Below are 14,126 nucleotides of genomic sequence, written 5' to 3'. Positions count from 1 at the left end.
TTCCGTCGGCTCGGAGATTCAGTGCTGCGTCGCGTGCGCCTTGTTGAGCGCCGATGCCGCCGCGCGCGCATTGTCGTGAAGCGCGTGCCGTTCCCGTCCCGCAGCCGCGCCGTCCGCGTGCCCGTCTTGCGCGGGCGCTGCGCCGATCAGCGCGCCGAATACCGACGCGCCCTCTTCCGCCGGCAACGCTGCATTGCGAAACACGCCGAACAACTCGCGCCCGAAGCCGACTTCGTTTTCCGCCTGGTTCAAAGGCGCTTCGACAGGGCGCGACGCCCACTCGTTCTCGTCGATGTCGATATCCAGCACGCCGGCCGGCGCATCGATCACCAGCATGTCGCCCGTGCGAACCTTGCCGAGCGGCCCTTGCAACAGCGTCTCCGGCGAAACGTGGATGACCGCCGGCACCTTCCCGGATGCGCCCGACATGCGCCCGTCCGTCACGAGCGCGACGTGAAAGCCCTGATCCTGCAACACGCCGAGAAGCGGCGTCAACCGATGCAGTTCCGGCATGCCGTTCGCACGCGCGCCTTGAAAGCGCACGACCGCGACGAAATCGCGCTTCAGCTCGCCGTTATCGAACGCTGCCTGCACTTCTTCCTGCGAATTGAAGACGATCGCCGGCGCTTTCACCACGCGATGCTCCGGCGCGACCGCCGAAATCTTGATGACGCCGCGCCCGAGCTTGCCCTGCATCAGGCGCAGCCCGCCATCCGGCTGGAACGGCTCGCCGATGCCGCGCAGCACCTTCGTGTCGTGGCTTTCCGCGGCGCCGTCGACCCATTGCAGCTTGCCGTCGATGAGCTTGGGTTCCTTCGTGTAATGCGACAAGCCGCGGCCCGCGACCGTCTGCACGTCCTCATGCAGCAGCCCGCCTTCGAGCAGATTGCGCACGAGAAACGCCACGCCGCCGGCCGCGTGGAAGTGGTTCACGTCGGCCTTGCCGTTCGGATAGATCTTCGCGAGGAGCGGCACGACTTGCGAAAGTTCGTCGAAATCGTTCCAGTCGATGACGATGCCCGCCGCGCGCGCAATCGCCACGAGATGCAGCGTGTGATTGGTGGAACCGCCCGTCGCGAGCAGCGCGACGATGCCGTTCACGATCGCTTTTTCATCGACGACATGACCGATCGGCGTGTAGTTGCCGCGCTCGAGCGTGAGATCCAGCACGCGGCGCGCGGCTTCGGCGGTGAGCGCATCGCGCAGCGGCGTATGCGGATGCACGAACGCGGCGCTCGGCAGATGCAGGCCCATGACTTCCATCAGCATCTGATTGCTGTTCGCCGTGCCGTAGAACGTGCAGGTGCCGTGTCCGTGATACGCCGCGGCTTCCGCTTCGAGAAGCGCGTCCCGGTTGCACTTGCCCGTGGCGAACTCCTGCCGGACCTTCGCCTTGTCGTCGTTGGTGAGGCCGCTCGTCATCGGGCCGGCGGGTACGAAAATGGTCGGCAGATGCCCGAACTGCAACGCGCCGATAGCCAGTCCCGGCACGATCTTGTCGCACACGCCGAGGCACAGCGCGGCGTCGAACATGTTGTGCGTGAGCGCGACGGCCGTGCTCATCGCGATGACTTCGCGCGAGAAGAGCGACAGTTCCATGCCCGCGTTGCCTTGCGTGATGCCGTCGCACATGGCCGGCACGCCGCCCGCGAACTGCGCGATGCCGCCGTGTTCGCGCGCCGCCTGCTTGATGATGTCCGGGAAGCTCTTGTACGGCGCATGCGCCGAAAGCATCTCGTTATACGACGACACGATGCCGATATTCGGCTCGCGCACGGCCTTGATCGCGAACTTTTCCTGGCCTTCCAGCCCGGCAAAACCATGCGCGAGGTTCGCGCAGGATAGCGCGCCGCGCGCCGGGAATTTGCCATGCGCGGCGTCGATGCGCGCGAGATACGCCGCGCGCGTCGCTTTGCTGCGCTCGATCACGCGGTCGGTGACTTTCTTGAGTTGCGGATGCGGGGAAACCATCGAAGCTCCTTATCTCACTCCGGCGCGTCACTCCGGCGCGCTGCCGTCGAGTTTTGAGGGTTGGGTCAATCGCGAGGAACGGCGGCTGCGTCGTTATCGTGTCGTTCTGCCGTCTCGCAGATGTTAGTAGAAAAACTACACGATGACAACGCATCACACGCCTAAGTTTCTTCAGCGAGCGCGTAACTGCGGCGCTTTGTCCGCCTGCCTCTCAGGGAAATCACCTAGTTTTGGCACGTCTGGTTATGTAGTATTTGTACAGATCGATTCATCGGCTATAGTCGCAGGCAAATTTCCAGCTTAGGCGAGTTTTCCGATGTTGCTGTCCCAAGTCGAAGCGATGCGCGAGCAGTTGCGCCCCTCGGAACGCAAACTTGCCGACTACGTGCTGGCGGCGCCGCGCGAAGTGCTCGACCTCTCGATGACCGATTTCGCCGCGCACGCCGGCGTCAGCCAGCCGACCATCGCGCGTTTTTGTCAGGCGCTCGGCTTTTCGGGCTTTCGTGAATTCAAGATTCGCCTTGCGCAAAGCGTGGCGGCGGACGTCCCCACCGTGTACCGCGACGTGCGCGCCGACGAGCCGCCCGCCGGCGTGGCGGCCAAAGTGCTCGACCGGACCATCGGCGCGCTCATTGCCGTGCGCAACAGTTTGTCGTCGGACAGCGTCGCGGCGGCGATCGGGATTCTTTCGAATGCGCGGCGAATCGAGTTTTACGGTGCGGGCGGCTCGGGCATCGCCGCGCTGGACATGCAGCACAAGTTCTTCCGCCTCGGCGTGCCGTCGGTCGCGTATTCGGACCCCCACACTTACACGACGTCGGCGGCGCTGCTCGGCGCGGGCGATGTCGTCGTCGCCATTTCCAACACCGGCCGCACCCGCGACATCCTCGAAGCGTGCAAGTCGGCGCTCAACGGCGGCGCGAAAGTCATCGCGATCACGCACGGCAATTCGCCGCTCGCGCGCCTCGCGACCGTCGGGCTATTTGCAAATGTCGATGAAGACACGGATATTTTTTCGCCGATGACGTCGCGCGTTTCGCATCTCGCAATCGGCGACATTCTGGCGGTCGGGCTTGCGCTGGCGCGCGGGCCGGCGCTCGCGGAGAAGCTCGCGGAAACGAAGGACGTTCTGGAAGGCCGGCGGGTAGGAACCTAGGCGTTAGCGCGCTGAAAACGCGCAATCGCTCGTGTGCTCGCGGTAAAGCCTCGATAAATGCCGCTTCAAAACGGCTTGATGACGACGAGCAGCGTCGCGCCGAGAAGCCCCAGCACCGGCAACTCGTTGAACATGCGATACCACTTGTCCGAGCGCGTGTTCTCGCCGCGCTGGAACGTGCGCAGCAAGCGTCCGCAATACGCGTGATAGACGATCAGAAGCACGACGATCGTGAGCTTCGCGTGCAGCCAGCCCTGCCCGCGCCCGATGCCGACTACGAGCCATAGCCACAGCCCGCAAGCAAGCGCCGGCACCGCGATGAACGTCATGAAGCGAAAGAGCTTCCGTGCCATCAGAAGAAGGCGGGCCGTGGCCGCCGGGTCCTTCTCCATCGCCAGATTCACGTAAATGCGCGGCAGATAAAAGAGGCCGGCAAACCACGAGGCGACCAGCACGATATGCAGCGACTTGATCCAGAGCATCGTTGTTAGGGTTCGATGGTTCTTATTGGCGCACTTCGCCGTGGCCGAGGACCACGTATTTGAGCGACGTCAGCCCTTCCAGCCCGACGGGTCCGCGCGCGTGCAGTTTGTCGTTCGAGATGCCGATCTCGGCGCCCAGCCCGAATTCGAAGCCGTCCGCGAAGCGCGTCGACGCGTTCACCATCACGCTCGCAGAATCGACTTCGCGCAGGAAGCGCATCGCGCGATCGTGATCTTCGGTGACGATCGCGTCCGTGTGATGCGAGCCGTAGGCGTTGATATGTCCGATGGCGTCATCGAGACCGTCGACGATCTTCACCGCCAGCACCGGCGCGAGATATTCGGTGCTCCAGTCGGCTTCGGCCGCGTCCACGAGCGAGCCGATATTCGCGGCTTCCAGCACCGCGCGCGCGTGCCCGTCCACGCGCAGCTCCACATCCTTCGCCTGAAACGCGCGCGCCAGTTCCGGCAACGCTTGCGCGGCAATGCCGCGCGCGACGAGCAGCGTTTCCATCGTGTTGCACGTTCCGTAGCGATGCGTCTTCGCGTTGTCGCAAATCGCGGCAGCCTTCGCGAGATCCGCGCGGTCGTCCACGTAAACGTGGCAGATGCCGTCGAGATGCTTGATCATCGGCACGCGCGACTCTTCCATTAGCCGCGCGATCAGGCTCTTGCCGCCGCGCGGCACGATCACGTCGACGAATTCGGTCATCGTGATGAGCTTGCCGACAGCCGCGCGATCCGCCGTCTCGACAACCTGCACGGCGTCCTGCGGCAGCCCGGCCGCCTGCAATCCCTCGCCGATGAGCTTCGCGAGCGCGGTGTTGCATTCGAGCGCTTCGGAGCCGCCGCGCAGAATCGTCGCGTTCCCGGATTTCAGGCAGAGCGCGGCGGCGTCGATAGTCACGTTCGGACGCGATTCGTAGATGATGCCGATGACGCCGAGCGGCACGCGCATCTGCCCGACCTGAATGCCCGTCGGACGATATTTGAGACCGCTGATTTCGCCGATCGGATCGGCCAGCGACGCCACCTGGCGCAAGCCTTCGACCATCGTGCCGAGCGCCTTGTCGGAGAGCGTCAGGCGGTCGATGAACGCGGCGTCGTGTCCTTTCTCGCGCGCCCGCGCGAGATCGCGAGCGTTCGCGGCCTTGAGCGCGTCGCGCTCGCGCTCGATGCCGCTCGCCACCGCGACGAGCGCCGCGTTCTTCGCCGCCGTCGACGCCCGCGCCATCGCGCGTGACGCCGCGCGCGCGCGGCGGCCGAGGTCGGTCATGTACTGGTCGATGTTCATGTGCGTGTGTTCCGTGTGCCGGTGGCGCATCTCGGGCGCGGCGGCGCTTCTGAGAATCGCGTCCGCGTGAATCGGACGCGCAAGGAATCATTCTAAGCCGCGATGCGTTTTCAGCGACGCGGTCGTGGGTTCCCGCCGCCATGAGCGACGGCCATCGCCAGTTCGAACATGCCCGCCCACGGATCGGGCGGCGGCTCGCTGCCGCGCCGGCCGGAACTGCCCGACAGCCCTTTCACTTGCCGATCCAGCCGCGCCGCGAGCGAGAGCGCGCGTTCGAGCGCGTCTTCCGTCACGCGCGAAAGCGCCGGACCGATCAGCCGCTCGCGCGGTCCCCACACGCGGTTCTCGCGCAGAAGCGTCGCGAGCGGCTTGCCCGACGCCACGCCGCGCTTGATGCGCAGCAGCGTGCGGACTTCGTCGACGAGCGCCCACAGCACCAGCACGGCGGCTTCGCCTTCGCCCTTGAGTCCGTCGAGCATGCGCGAAAGCCGGGCGACGTCGCCGGTCAGCATCGCCTCGTTGAGCTTGAAGACGTCATAGCGCGCGACGTTCAGCACCGCGTCGTGAATCTCCTCGAAACTGAGCACGCCCTGCGGATACAGCAGCCCAAGCTTCTGGATTTCCTGATGCGCGGCGAGCAGATTGCCCTCGACGCGCTCCGCGATGAAAAGGAGCGCGCGCCGCCCTTCCTCGCCCGGTGCGACGCGCTGGCCTTGCATCCCGAGCCGCTGGCCGACCCACATGGGCAACTGCGCGCGCTCGACCGGATCGATCTTGAGCGCGACGCCCGCGCCGATGAGCGCCGTGAACCACGCGGATTTCTGCGTAGCGGAATCGAGGCGCGGCAGCGTGATGAGCGTGACGACGTCGGGGTTGTCGGCGGCGGCGAGCGTCTTCAGCGCTTCGGCGCCTTCCTTGCCCGGCTTGCCGCCTGGAATGCGCAGTTCGATAAGTTGACGGTCGCCGAAGAGCGACATCGACTGCGTCGCGCCGATGAGCGCGCTCCAGTCGAAGCCGCGCTCGACCGTGAACACCGTGCGATCGGTGAAGCCGCCCGCGCGCGCGGCGGCCCGGATGCGGTCGCACGCTTCCTGCGCGAGCAGGTGCTCGTCGCCATAGACGACGTAGAGCGCCTTCAGGCCTTTCGCGAGGTGCGCTTCGAGCGCGTCGAGCTTCAGTTGCATGATGAAGCGTCTGCCGCCGTCAAAGCGGCGGCGTCGGCAGCGGCGCGCGCGGCGCGATGCCCGGCGTCTGCTCGCCCGGCGTCGGATGCAGCGAGCGCACGGCCGCGAGCCGGCGCGTCAACTGGTCGACGGCGTCGTTGCGCATGTCGTTGTAAAGCAGCGTCGCTTCCTGCTGTTTCGCGAGCGTGTACTGGTTGCTATAGGTCATCGCCCGGTTGAGCGCGATCGCGCTCGGCGGGATCAGCACGGTGCCGTCCGCGCCCACGAGGCTATAGCTCAGATTGTAGACGAGTTCGTACTCCTCGATGACGCCCTGCGAGTTCAGACTCAAAGTCCTGAGGCCTTGTCCCTCGGAAAGAACCAGCGTCGCGTCCGGCTTCTCCGACGGCCTCACGACGACCGTATCGCTTCCGCCCTGCACCATGCGCTCGAGCCGCGCGACCATCTGCGGCGCGCCGCCGGTGACGGCGAGGCGCTTGAACGCGTAATCCTGCTGGCCGCGCAACTGGAAACCGCACGCGGACAGCGCGAGCGCACCGCATGCGAGCGCCAGAAACGAACGCCTGCTCACGCCTTTCGTGTCCGCAAGACCTGTCACATCCACTCCTCTGGTTTTGAGCATCGGACGCATGGGCCGCATCAGACCACCACGTTGACGAGACGCCCCGGCACCACGACGATCTTCTTCGGCGTGCGGCCTTCGGAGAACTTCTCGAACATCTCGTGCGCGATGGCGGCCTTCTCGATCGCTTCGCGCGATGCTTCCTTCGCCACTGTCAGCGCGCCGCGCACCTTGCCGTTGACCTGCAGCACGAGTTCGATCTCCGATTGCTCCAGCGCGGCTTCATCGACCTTCGGCCACGGCGCGTCGAGCAGCGGGCCGAAGCGGTCCGCGTAGCCGAGTTCCGACCACAACTGGAACGTGAGATGCGGCACGACCGGATAGAGCACGCGCAGAAGCACGCTGAAGGTTTCGTTCAGCACGCCTTCGGTCGACGCCTTTGCGCCTTCCAGCGCGTTGAGCATCTTCATCGCGGCGGAGACGACCGTGTTGTATTGCAGGCGGCCGTAGTCGAAGTCGGCTTGCTTGAGCACCGTGTAGATTTCACGGCGCAGCATGCGGCCGGCGTCGTTGAGCTTCGACGCGTCGAGCTTGGCGTGCTGGCGCAGCGCATCGGCGTTGTCGTGCGCGAAGTGCCACACGCGACGCAGGAAGCGGCTCGCGCCTTCGACGCCCGCGCCCGACCATTCGAGCGATTGCTCGGGCGGCGCCGCGAACATCACGAACAGACGCGCGGTATCCGCGCCGTACTGGTCGATGAGCGTCTGCGGATCGACGCCGTTGTTCTTCGACTTCGACATCTTCTCGACGCCGCCGAGCACGACCGGCTGACCGTCCGCGTTGAGCGTCGCGCCCGTCGGACGGCCCTTCTCGTCGTGCGAAACGGTCACGTCGAGCGGGTTGTACCAGGTCTTCTTGCCGCTCGCGTCCTCGCGATAGAACGTCTCGTTGAGCACCATGCCCTGCGTGAGCAGGTTCTTCGCCGGCTCGCCGAACTTCACGAGGCCCATGTCGCGCATGACCTTCGTCCAGAAACGCGAGTACAGCAAATGGAGAATGGCGTGCTCGATACCGCCGATGTACTGGTCCATCGGCATCCAGTAATCGGTGCGCGCGTCGACCATCGTCTGCGCGTCCGGCGCGCTGTAGCGCGAGAAGTACCACGAGGAATCGACGAACGTGTCCATCGTGTCGGTTTCGCGCTTGGCCGCCGCGCCGCATTTCGGGCAAGCGCAGTTTAGGAACGCTTCGGACTTCGCGAGTGGATTGCCCGTGCCGTCCGGCACGAGGTCTTCCGGCAGCACGACCGGCAGGTCCTTTTCCGGCACGGGCACGTCGCCGCATGTCGGGCAGTGGATGATCGGAATCGGCGTGCCCCAGTAACGCTGACGCGAGATGCCCCAGTCGCGCAGACGCCACGTAATCTGCTTGTCGCCGAGTTCCTTCGCCTTCAGATCGGCGGCGATCGCGTCGATGGCTTCGCTGGTCGTCATGCCGTCGTACTTGCCGCTGTTGACGAGCTTGCCCGCGGTCTTGTCGCCATACCACTCCTGCCACGCGTCGGTCGAATACGTCTTGCCTTCGACCGCAACGACCTGCTTGATCGGCAGACCGTATTTCTTCGCGAACGCGAAGTCGCGTTCGTCGTGCGACGGCACGCCCATCACCGCGCCTTCGCCGTAGGACATCAGCACGTAATTGCCGATCCACACTTCCACGTTCTCGCCCGTCAGCGGATGCGTGATAAAGAAGCCGGTCGGCATGCCCTTCTTTTCCATCGTGGCGACGTCCGCTTCCGCCACGCCGCCGCGCTTGCATTCCTCGATGAACGCCTGCAGGTCCGCGTTGTCGCGCGCGAGGCGCGTCGCGAGCGGATGTTCCGCCGCGACCGCCGCGAACGTCACGCCCATGATGGTGTCGGCGCGCGTCGTGAAAACGCGCAGCAGCTTCTGCTCGCCGTCGATTTCATACGGAAAGCCGAAGTTCACGCCGAAGCTCTTGCCGATCCAGTTCTGCTGCATGATCTTGACGCGCTCGGGCCAGCCGAGACCTTCGAGATCGTCGAGCAGTTGATCCGCGTAGTCGGTGATGCGCAGGTAGTACATCGGGATTTCGCGCTTTTCGACCAGCGCGCCCGAGCGCCAGCCGCGCCCGTCGATGACCTGTTCGTTCGCGAGCACGGTCTGATCGACCGGGTCCCAGTTCACGGTGCCCGTTTTCTTGTACGCGATGCCCTTTTCCAGCATCTTGAGGAACAGCCACTGGTTCCACTTGTAGTACTCGGGCGAACAGGTGGCGACTTCGCGCGACCAGTCGATGGCGAGACCCATCGACTGCATCTGCTTCTTCATGTACGCGATGTTGTCGTAAGTCCACTTCGCGGGCGGCACGCCATTGGCCATCGCGGCGTTTTCCGCGGGCATGCCGAACGCGTCCCAGCCCATCGGCATGAGCGTGTTGTGGCCGTTCATGCGCAGATAGCGGTACATCACGTCGTTGATGGTGTAGTTGCGCACGTGGCCCATGTGCAGCTTGCCCGACGGATACGGCAGCATCGAGACGCAGTAGAACTTGGGTTTGTCGGAGGTCTCGGTCGTCCGGTAGACGTCGTTCGCGCGCCAGGTGCTCTGCGCGGCGGATTCGACGTCGGCGGGTACGTATTTATCGTGCATGGTGTGATGGCTTTACGCTGATGCTGGGAACGGACCTCGGGACTCGCCACGTCGATGCGGAACGCGCCGCGCGTGGCCTCTGCCGCTGAATCGGTCTTGATTGGGATGCGTCTGCCGAACTCGCAGCCGCACCGGACGGGCAAAGGGGATTATACCGTCGCGCCCGCGTGCGCTGGCGCGCCGGGCGAGCTTCGCGCAGTGGGCGGAAAACGCGGACGCGGCTTTATTGCACCGGCTCGGTGACGAACCCGATTCGCGTGATGCCGGCCTGCTGCGCCGCGCCCATCACCTGCGCGACGACTTCGTAGCGCGCCGCGCCCGACGCCCGCAGATGCAACTCCGGCTTGTCGGCGGCCTTGCCCGCGGCAGCGAAGCGCGCGCGCATCGCGTCGGCGGTGATGGGCGCGTCGTTCCAGTAGAGCCTGCCGGCGCCGTCGATTGAAAGCGTGATGGTCTGCGGCGTCTCGCGCGCCGCCTGCGATGCGACTTTCGGCAAGTCGAGCGGGATCGCGTGCGTGAAAAGCGGCGCGGTGATGATGAAGATCACGAGCAGCACGAGCATGACGTCGATGAGCGGCGTCATGTTGATCTCGGCCATCGGCGAGCCGTTGGGCTTGTTGTCGAGTCCGCCGAAGGCCATCGCGCGCTCCTACTTCGACTCGCCGCAGACGAACGCGTGCAGGTCGTGCGCGAAGCCGTCCAGCTCTTCCGAAACCTGCCGCACGTAGCGGCCGAGCACGTTGTACGCGAGCACGGCGGGAATCGCGACGACAAGCCCGAATGCCGTCATGATGAGCGCCTCGCCAACCGGAGCCGCGACGTTTTCGATCAGCGCCTGTCCGCTCGCCGCGATGCTGCCGAGCGCGTGATAGATGCCCCAGACCGTGCCCAGCAAGCCGACGAACGGCGCGGTGCTGCCCACCGACGCGAGCAGCACTTGCCCGAATTCCAGCCGGCGTTGCGAGTTCAGCAACGCCTGACGCAATGCGCGTAAAACGCGCTCATTCCGTTCGACGCGCGCGAGCAGCGCGCCGGGCACCTCGGCTTCGGATGCGCGCCACGCCGCCTCGGCGAGCGGCAGAAATACGCGCTCGCGATCCGCGCTTCGCAACGCGCCGATGCCTTCTTTCAGCGTCGCCGCCTGCCAGAAGCGCTGCAACGCGCGCGGACCTTGCCACTTGGCGCGCGCGAGCATCCACGCCTTCACGAGCAGAAAGCACCAACTCGCGAGCGACATCGCGAGCAGCACGGCCGCGACCGCATGCGTCACGGCATCGCCGCTTTGCAGATAGTGGATGACGCCCGTTGCGGCCATCGTCGGCGAATGCGGTCTCAGCGCAGGCCGAGCACGTCCTGCATGTCGAAGAATCCCGTCTCGTGCGCGCCGAGAAAGCGCACCGCGCGCAACGCGCCCTGCGCATACGAGAGACGGCTCGCGGACTTGTGCGTGATCTCGACGCGCTCGCCGATGCCCGCGAACAGCACCGTGTGATCGCCGACGATATCGCCGCCGCGAATCGCGGAGAAACCGATGGTCGACGGATCGCGTTCGCCGGTCACGCCTTCGCGCGCGTACACGGCGCAGTCCTTCAAGTCGCGGCCGAGCGCGTTGGCGACCACTTCGCCCATCGCGAGCGCGGTGCCGGACGGCGCATCGACCTTGTGCCGGTGATGCGCCTCGATGATCTCGATGTCGTAGCCCTGCGCGAAATGCTTCGCGGCGAATTCGAGCAGCTTGAGCGTCACGTTCACGCCGACGCTCATGTTCGGCGCGAACACGACGCCGATCTTTTCGCCCGCCTGCTTCAGCCGCGCCTTCTGCTCGTCGGAGAAGCCGGTCGTGCCGATGACCATCTTCACGTTGTGACGCAGCGCCGCTTCCAGATGCGCGAGCGTGCCTTCGGGACGCGTGAAGTCGATCAGATAGTCGGCTTGCGCGAACACGCGTTCGATGTCGTCGGTGAGCGTGACGCCCGTCGTCTTGCCGAGGAGCGCACCGGCGTCCTGCCCGAGTTGCGGCACGCCCGGACGGTCGAGTGCGCCGACGAGTTGCGCGTCGGGGTCGTTGAGAACGGTTTCGATCAGCATCCGGCCCATGCGGCCCGACGCCCCGGCGATGGCGATCTTCATGGCTGTCTCGTATTGAATGATGCTGGCGGGAAGCGCGGCGTCCGCGCGTTCCCGCTGAAGCTGCCCGTGTTACTGCGGCATGGAGAACTGCGCTTGTCCGCCCGCATTGGCAGGCGCCGGCGACGTGCTTGCCGGCCCGACCGCGCTGCTGTCGGGAATGTTGATGGTCTGCGGCTTGCGCTGCAACTGGATCTGGGAATTCATGCCCTGACTTCCCGCGCCCGGCGCCGCGCCGGGGCTTTGCGGAACGTTCGCTCGCACCGACGATTGCGAGCGGCCGGTCGGCATTTCGACCTGCGCCGTCGCGCGGTTCGCGGCTTGCGCCGCTTGCTGATTCGCGTCGCCGGCGAAAGCGGCCGCCGTGTTCGGCTGCGTGGACGGCTGGCCAGCCGGCGCCGTCACCGCCGATGCGGACGCCGCACTTGACGCCGCCGCCGCTGTGGGAGCCGCCGCCGGCTTCGCGACCTTCACGCCCTTGTCGCCGTCGATCTCGGCGAGCAGTTCGAGGTTCGACGGCAGATTCTCGCCACCCGACCAGCTCACGACGCGATCGCTCGCGAAGTTCACGACAAAGTCGCGCTGCTGCACGACGGAAGTCGAGCCGCGCTTGAAGTAGAACACGTAGTCCCAGCGGTCCGCGTGGAACATGTCCGTGAGCAGCGGCGTGCCGAGCAGCGTGCGAACCTGGTCGCGCGACATGCCCACCTGCATCTGGTTCGCCGCTTCCTGCGAAACGAAATTGCCCTGCACTACCGTGATGCGATACGGCGTGATGCTCTGCGCGATCTTCTGCGTGACGCTGTCGTAAGTCGAGCAACCCGCGAGCAACGCGGCGAGGGTTGCTGCGATCATGGTTCCACGCATGCGGCGGCTCTCCCTGCAATTCGATAAAAATTTTGAGATCATTTCACCTTTCGCGCACCGCGCTAGCAGGCTGCGCTCTTTCTATTCCGTTCTCGTTCCAGTCCGGCATGAGATGTCAGGATTCGGAAAAACGCATTACTATGAGAACCTTGAATTGTACTCTAGGGATGCCTAGCCATGACCAATCCCTCCGATCTGAAAAATATCGGGCTCAAGGCGACCCTGCCCCGCCTCAAGATTCTGGAAATCTTCCAGCATAGTCCGGTGCGTCATCTGACCGCCGAAGACGTCTATCGCAACCTGCTCAGCGAAGAACTGGACATCGGACTGGCGACGGTTTATCGCGTGCTCACGCAGTTCGAGCAGGCGGGCCTTCTGTCGCGAAGCAACTTCGAATCCGGCAAGGCCGTGTTCGAACTGAACGAAGGCTCGCATCACGATCACCTCGTCTGCATCGACTGCGGCCGCGTCGAGGAATTCTTCGATGCCGAGATCGAACGCCGTCAGCAATCCATCGCGAAGGAACGCGGTTTCAAGCTGCACGAACATGCGCTTGCGCTCTACGGCGCGTGCACGAAAGAGAACTGCCCGCACCGCAAGCACTGAACGCGTGGCGCGGAACTGGAACCGCCGTCCATCTTCTTTGATGGACGGCGGTTTTGTTTCGCCTGCAGCTTTCGTGCGTTGCGGACGCTAACGCCAAAACAAAAGCCGCTCCGAAGAGCGGCTTTCGCACGTCTGCCGATGGCTGAAACGCTTATTTCGCGTTCGCCAGCGCGACGGCCGTATCCAGCATGCGGTTCGAGAAGCCCCACTCGTTGTCGTACCAGCTCGACACCTTCACGAGACGGCCCGAGACCTTCGTGAGCGTGGAATCGAACGTCGACGAAGCCGGGTTGTGGTTGAAGTCGATCGACACCAGCGGCGCGTCGTTGTAGCCGAGAATGCCCTTGAGCGCGCCTTCCGACGCTTCCTTCATGATCCGGTTCACTTCCTCGACCGTCGTGTCGCGCGCGGCGATGAACGACAGATCGACCACCGACACGTTGATGGTCGGCACGCGGATCGCGTAGCCGTCCAGCTTGCCGTTCAGCTCCGGCAGCACGAGACCGACGGCGGACGCCGCGCCCGTCTTCGTCGGAATCTGGCTGTGCGTGGCCGAGCGCGCGCGGCGCAGGTCTTCGTGATACACGTCGGTCAGAACCTGGTCGTTCGTGTAGGCGTGGATCGTCGTCATCAGACCGTTGACGAGGCCGATCTTGTCGTTCAGCGGCTTGACGAGCGGCGCCAGGCAGTTCGTCGTGCAGGACGCGTTCGAGATGACCGTGTCCGACGCCTTCAGCACGTTGTGGTTCACGCCGTACACGACGGTCGCGTCCACGTCCTTGCCGCCCGGCGCGGAGATGATGACCTTCTTCGCGCCGCCCTTGATGTGCGCGCTCGCCTTTTCCTTCGTCGTGAAGAAGCCGGTGCACTCCATCACCACGTCGACGTTCAGCTCGCCCCACGGCAGTTCGGCCGGATTGCGATTCGCCAGCACGCGGATCTTGTCGCCGTTGACGACGAGGAAATCGCCGTCCACCGACACCTGGCCCGGAAACTTGCCGTGCGCGGTGTCGTACTGCGTCAGGTGCGCGTTGGTCTTGGCGTCGCCGAGATCGTTGATGGCGACGATCTCGATGTCGTGCTTCTTGCCGTTCTCGTAGAAGGCGCGCAACGTGTTGCGGCCGATCCGGCCGTAGCCGTTGATTGCAACGCGAATCGTCATGGTCTATCTCCTTGGCTTAAAAAACTCGGGCTTTGCTGCACGC

General features: G+C 64.9%; 13 protein-coding genes. 2 read left to right on the top strand and 11 right to left on the bottom strand.

Annotation, left to right across the window (positions count from 1 at the left end):
• Positions 1-18: 18 nt before the first annotated feature.
• Complete coding sequence (gene edd, locus LDZ27_RS02800) at positions 19-1,971, bottom strand: phosphogluconate dehydratase (protein ID WP_244815227.1); 1,953 nt, start codon at positions 1,969-1,971, stop codon at positions 19-21.
• Between the two features lie 316 nt (positions 1,972-2,287).
• On the opposite strand from edd, the gene LDZ27_RS02795 reads away from it, so the two are divergent.
• Positions 2,288-3,127, top strand: coding sequence for a MurR/RpiR family transcriptional regulator (locus tag LDZ27_RS02795; protein WP_244815226.1), 840 nt, complete (start codon positions 2,288-2,290; stop codon positions 3,125-3,127).
• A gap of 65 nt (positions 3,128-3,192) precedes the next feature.
• On the opposite strand, the gene LDZ27_RS02790 is transcribed toward LDZ27_RS02795, so the two are convergent.
• The 9 genes from LDZ27_RS02790 to LDZ27_RS02750 all read right to left on the bottom strand — a co-directional run bounded on the left by LDZ27_RS02790 (position 3,193) and on the right by LDZ27_RS02750 (position 12,315).
• On the bottom strand, positions 3,193-3,609 hold the full coding sequence (locus LDZ27_RS02790; protein WP_244815225.1) for a CopD family protein: 417 nt from the start codon (positions 3,607-3,609) through the stop codon (positions 3,193-3,195).
• Positions 3,610-3,631: 22 nt separating this feature from the next.
• Complete coding sequence (locus LDZ27_RS02785; protein WP_244815224.1) at positions 3,632-4,903, bottom strand: glutamate-5-semialdehyde dehydrogenase; 1,272 nt, start codon at positions 4,901-4,903, stop codon at positions 3,632-3,634.
• A gap of 110 nt (positions 4,904-5,013) precedes the next feature.
• Positions 5,014-6,087 carry a DNA polymerase III subunit delta gene (gene holA / locus LDZ27_RS02780; protein ID WP_244815223.1) on the bottom strand — a complete coding sequence of 358 codons (1,074 nt, stop codon included), beginning with the start codon at positions 6,085-6,087 and terminating at the stop codon, positions 5,014-5,016.
• 19 nt (positions 6,088-6,106) lie between these two features.
• Positions 6,107-6,658 carry an LPS assembly lipoprotein LptE gene (gene lptE, locus LDZ27_RS02775; protein WP_244816017.1) on the bottom strand — a complete coding sequence of 184 codons (552 nt, stop codon included), beginning with the start codon at positions 6,656-6,658 and terminating at the stop codon, positions 6,107-6,109.
• Between the two features lie 68 nt (positions 6,659-6,726).
• The gene (gene leuS, locus LDZ27_RS02770; RefSeq protein ID WP_244815222.1) at positions 6,727-9,321 is read right to left on the bottom strand and encodes a leucine--tRNA ligase; all 2,595 of its coding nucleotides are present in this window, start codon (positions 9,319-9,321) and stop codon (positions 6,727-6,729) included.
• Between the two features lie 223 nt (positions 9,322-9,544).
• Positions 9,545-9,961, bottom strand: a complete 417-nt coding sequence (locus LDZ27_RS02765) for a biopolymer transporter ExbD (protein WP_244815221.1) — start codon at positions 9,959-9,961, stop codon at positions 9,545-9,547.
• Between the two features lie 9 nt (positions 9,962-9,970).
• Complete coding sequence (locus tag LDZ27_RS02760) at positions 9,971-10,636, bottom strand: MotA/TolQ/ExbB proton channel family protein (RefSeq protein WP_244815220.1); 666 nt, start codon at positions 10,634-10,636, stop codon at positions 9,971-9,973.
• A 17-nt stretch (positions 10,637-10,653) separates the two neighbouring features.
• On the bottom strand, positions 10,654-11,451 hold the full coding sequence (gene dapB, locus LDZ27_RS02755) for a 4-hydroxy-tetrahydrodipicolinate reductase (protein ID WP_244815219.1): 798 nt from the start codon (positions 11,449-11,451) through the stop codon (positions 10,654-10,656).
• A 69-nt stretch (positions 11,452-11,520) separates the two neighbouring features.
• Entirely contained in the window at positions 11,521-12,315 is a 795-nt protein-coding gene (locus LDZ27_RS02750; protein WP_244815218.1) for an outer membrane protein assembly factor BamE, read from the bottom strand.
• A gap of 177 nt (positions 12,316-12,492) precedes the next feature.
• On the opposite strand from LDZ27_RS02750, the gene fur reads away from it, so the two are divergent.
• Positions 12,493-12,921 carry a ferric iron uptake transcriptional regulator gene (gene fur / locus LDZ27_RS02745; RefSeq protein ID WP_244815217.1) on the top strand — a complete coding sequence of 143 codons (429 nt, stop codon included), beginning with the start codon at positions 12,493-12,495 and terminating at the stop codon, positions 12,919-12,921.
• A gap of 151 nt (positions 12,922-13,072) precedes the next feature.
• Here fur and gap read toward each other — a convergent pair whose 3' ends face one another.
• Positions 13,073-14,083 carry a type I glyceraldehyde-3-phosphate dehydrogenase gene (gap, locus tag LDZ27_RS02740; RefSeq protein ID WP_244815216.1) on the bottom strand — a complete coding sequence of 337 codons (1,011 nt, stop codon included), beginning with the start codon at positions 14,081-14,083 and terminating at the stop codon, positions 13,073-13,075.
• Positions 14,084-14,126: the final 43 nt, after the last annotated feature.

Source organism: Caballeronia sp. Lep1P3, assembly GCF_022879595.1.
Taxonomy (GTDB): domain Bacteria; phylum Pseudomonadota; class Gammaproteobacteria; order Burkholderiales; family Burkholderiaceae; genus Caballeronia.
This window is presented reverse-complemented; position numbering and strand designations above follow the sequence as displayed.

What these genes read in the sequence shown, in the direction of transcription:
- edd (WP_244815227.1), bottom strand. Translation starts at nt 1,971, where the DNA reads ATGGTTTCCCCGCATCCGCAACTCAAGAAAGTCACCGACCGCGTGATC.
- LDZ27_RS02795 (WP_244815226.1), top strand. Translation starts at nt 2,288, where the DNA reads ATGTTGCTGTCCCAAGTCGAAGCGATGCGCGAGCAGTTGCGCCCCTCG.
- LDZ27_RS02790 (WP_244815225.1), bottom strand. Translation starts at nt 3,609, where the DNA reads ATGCTCTGGATCAAGTCGCTGCATATCGTGCTGGTCGCCTCGTGGTTT.
- LDZ27_RS02785 (WP_244815224.1), bottom strand. Translation starts at nt 4,903, where the DNA reads ATGAACATCGACCAGTACATGACCGACCTCGGCCGCCGCGCGCGCGCG.
- holA (WP_244815223.1), bottom strand. Translation starts at nt 6,087, where the DNA reads ATGCAACTGAAGCTCGACGCGCTCGAAGCGCACCTCGCGAAAGGCCTG.
- leuS (WP_244815222.1), bottom strand. Translation starts at nt 9,321, where the DNA reads ATGCACGATAAATACGTACCCGCCGACGTCGAATCCGCCGCGCAGAGC.
- LDZ27_RS02765 (WP_244815221.1), bottom strand. Translation starts at nt 9,961, where the DNA reads ATGGCCTTCGGCGGACTCGACAACAAGCCCAACGGCTCGCCGATGGCC.
- LDZ27_RS02760 (WP_244815220.1), bottom strand. Translation starts at nt 10,636, where the DNA reads ATGGCCGCAACGGGCGTCATCCACTATCTGCAAAGCGGCGATGCCGTG.
- dapB (WP_244815219.1), bottom strand. Translation starts at nt 11,451, where the DNA reads ATGAAGATCGCCATCGCCGGGGCGTCGGGCCGCATGGGCCGGATGCTG.
- LDZ27_RS02750 (WP_244815218.1), bottom strand. Translation starts at nt 12,315, where the DNA reads ATGCGTGGAACCATGATCGCAGCAACCCTCGCCGCGTTGCTCGCGGGT.
- fur (WP_244815217.1), top strand. Translation starts at nt 12,493, where the DNA reads ATGACCAATCCCTCCGATCTGAAAAATATCGGGCTCAAGGCGACCCTG.
- gap (WP_244815216.1), bottom strand. Translation starts at nt 14,083, where the DNA reads ATGACGATTCGCGTTGCAATCAACGGCTACGGCCGGATCGGCCGCAAC.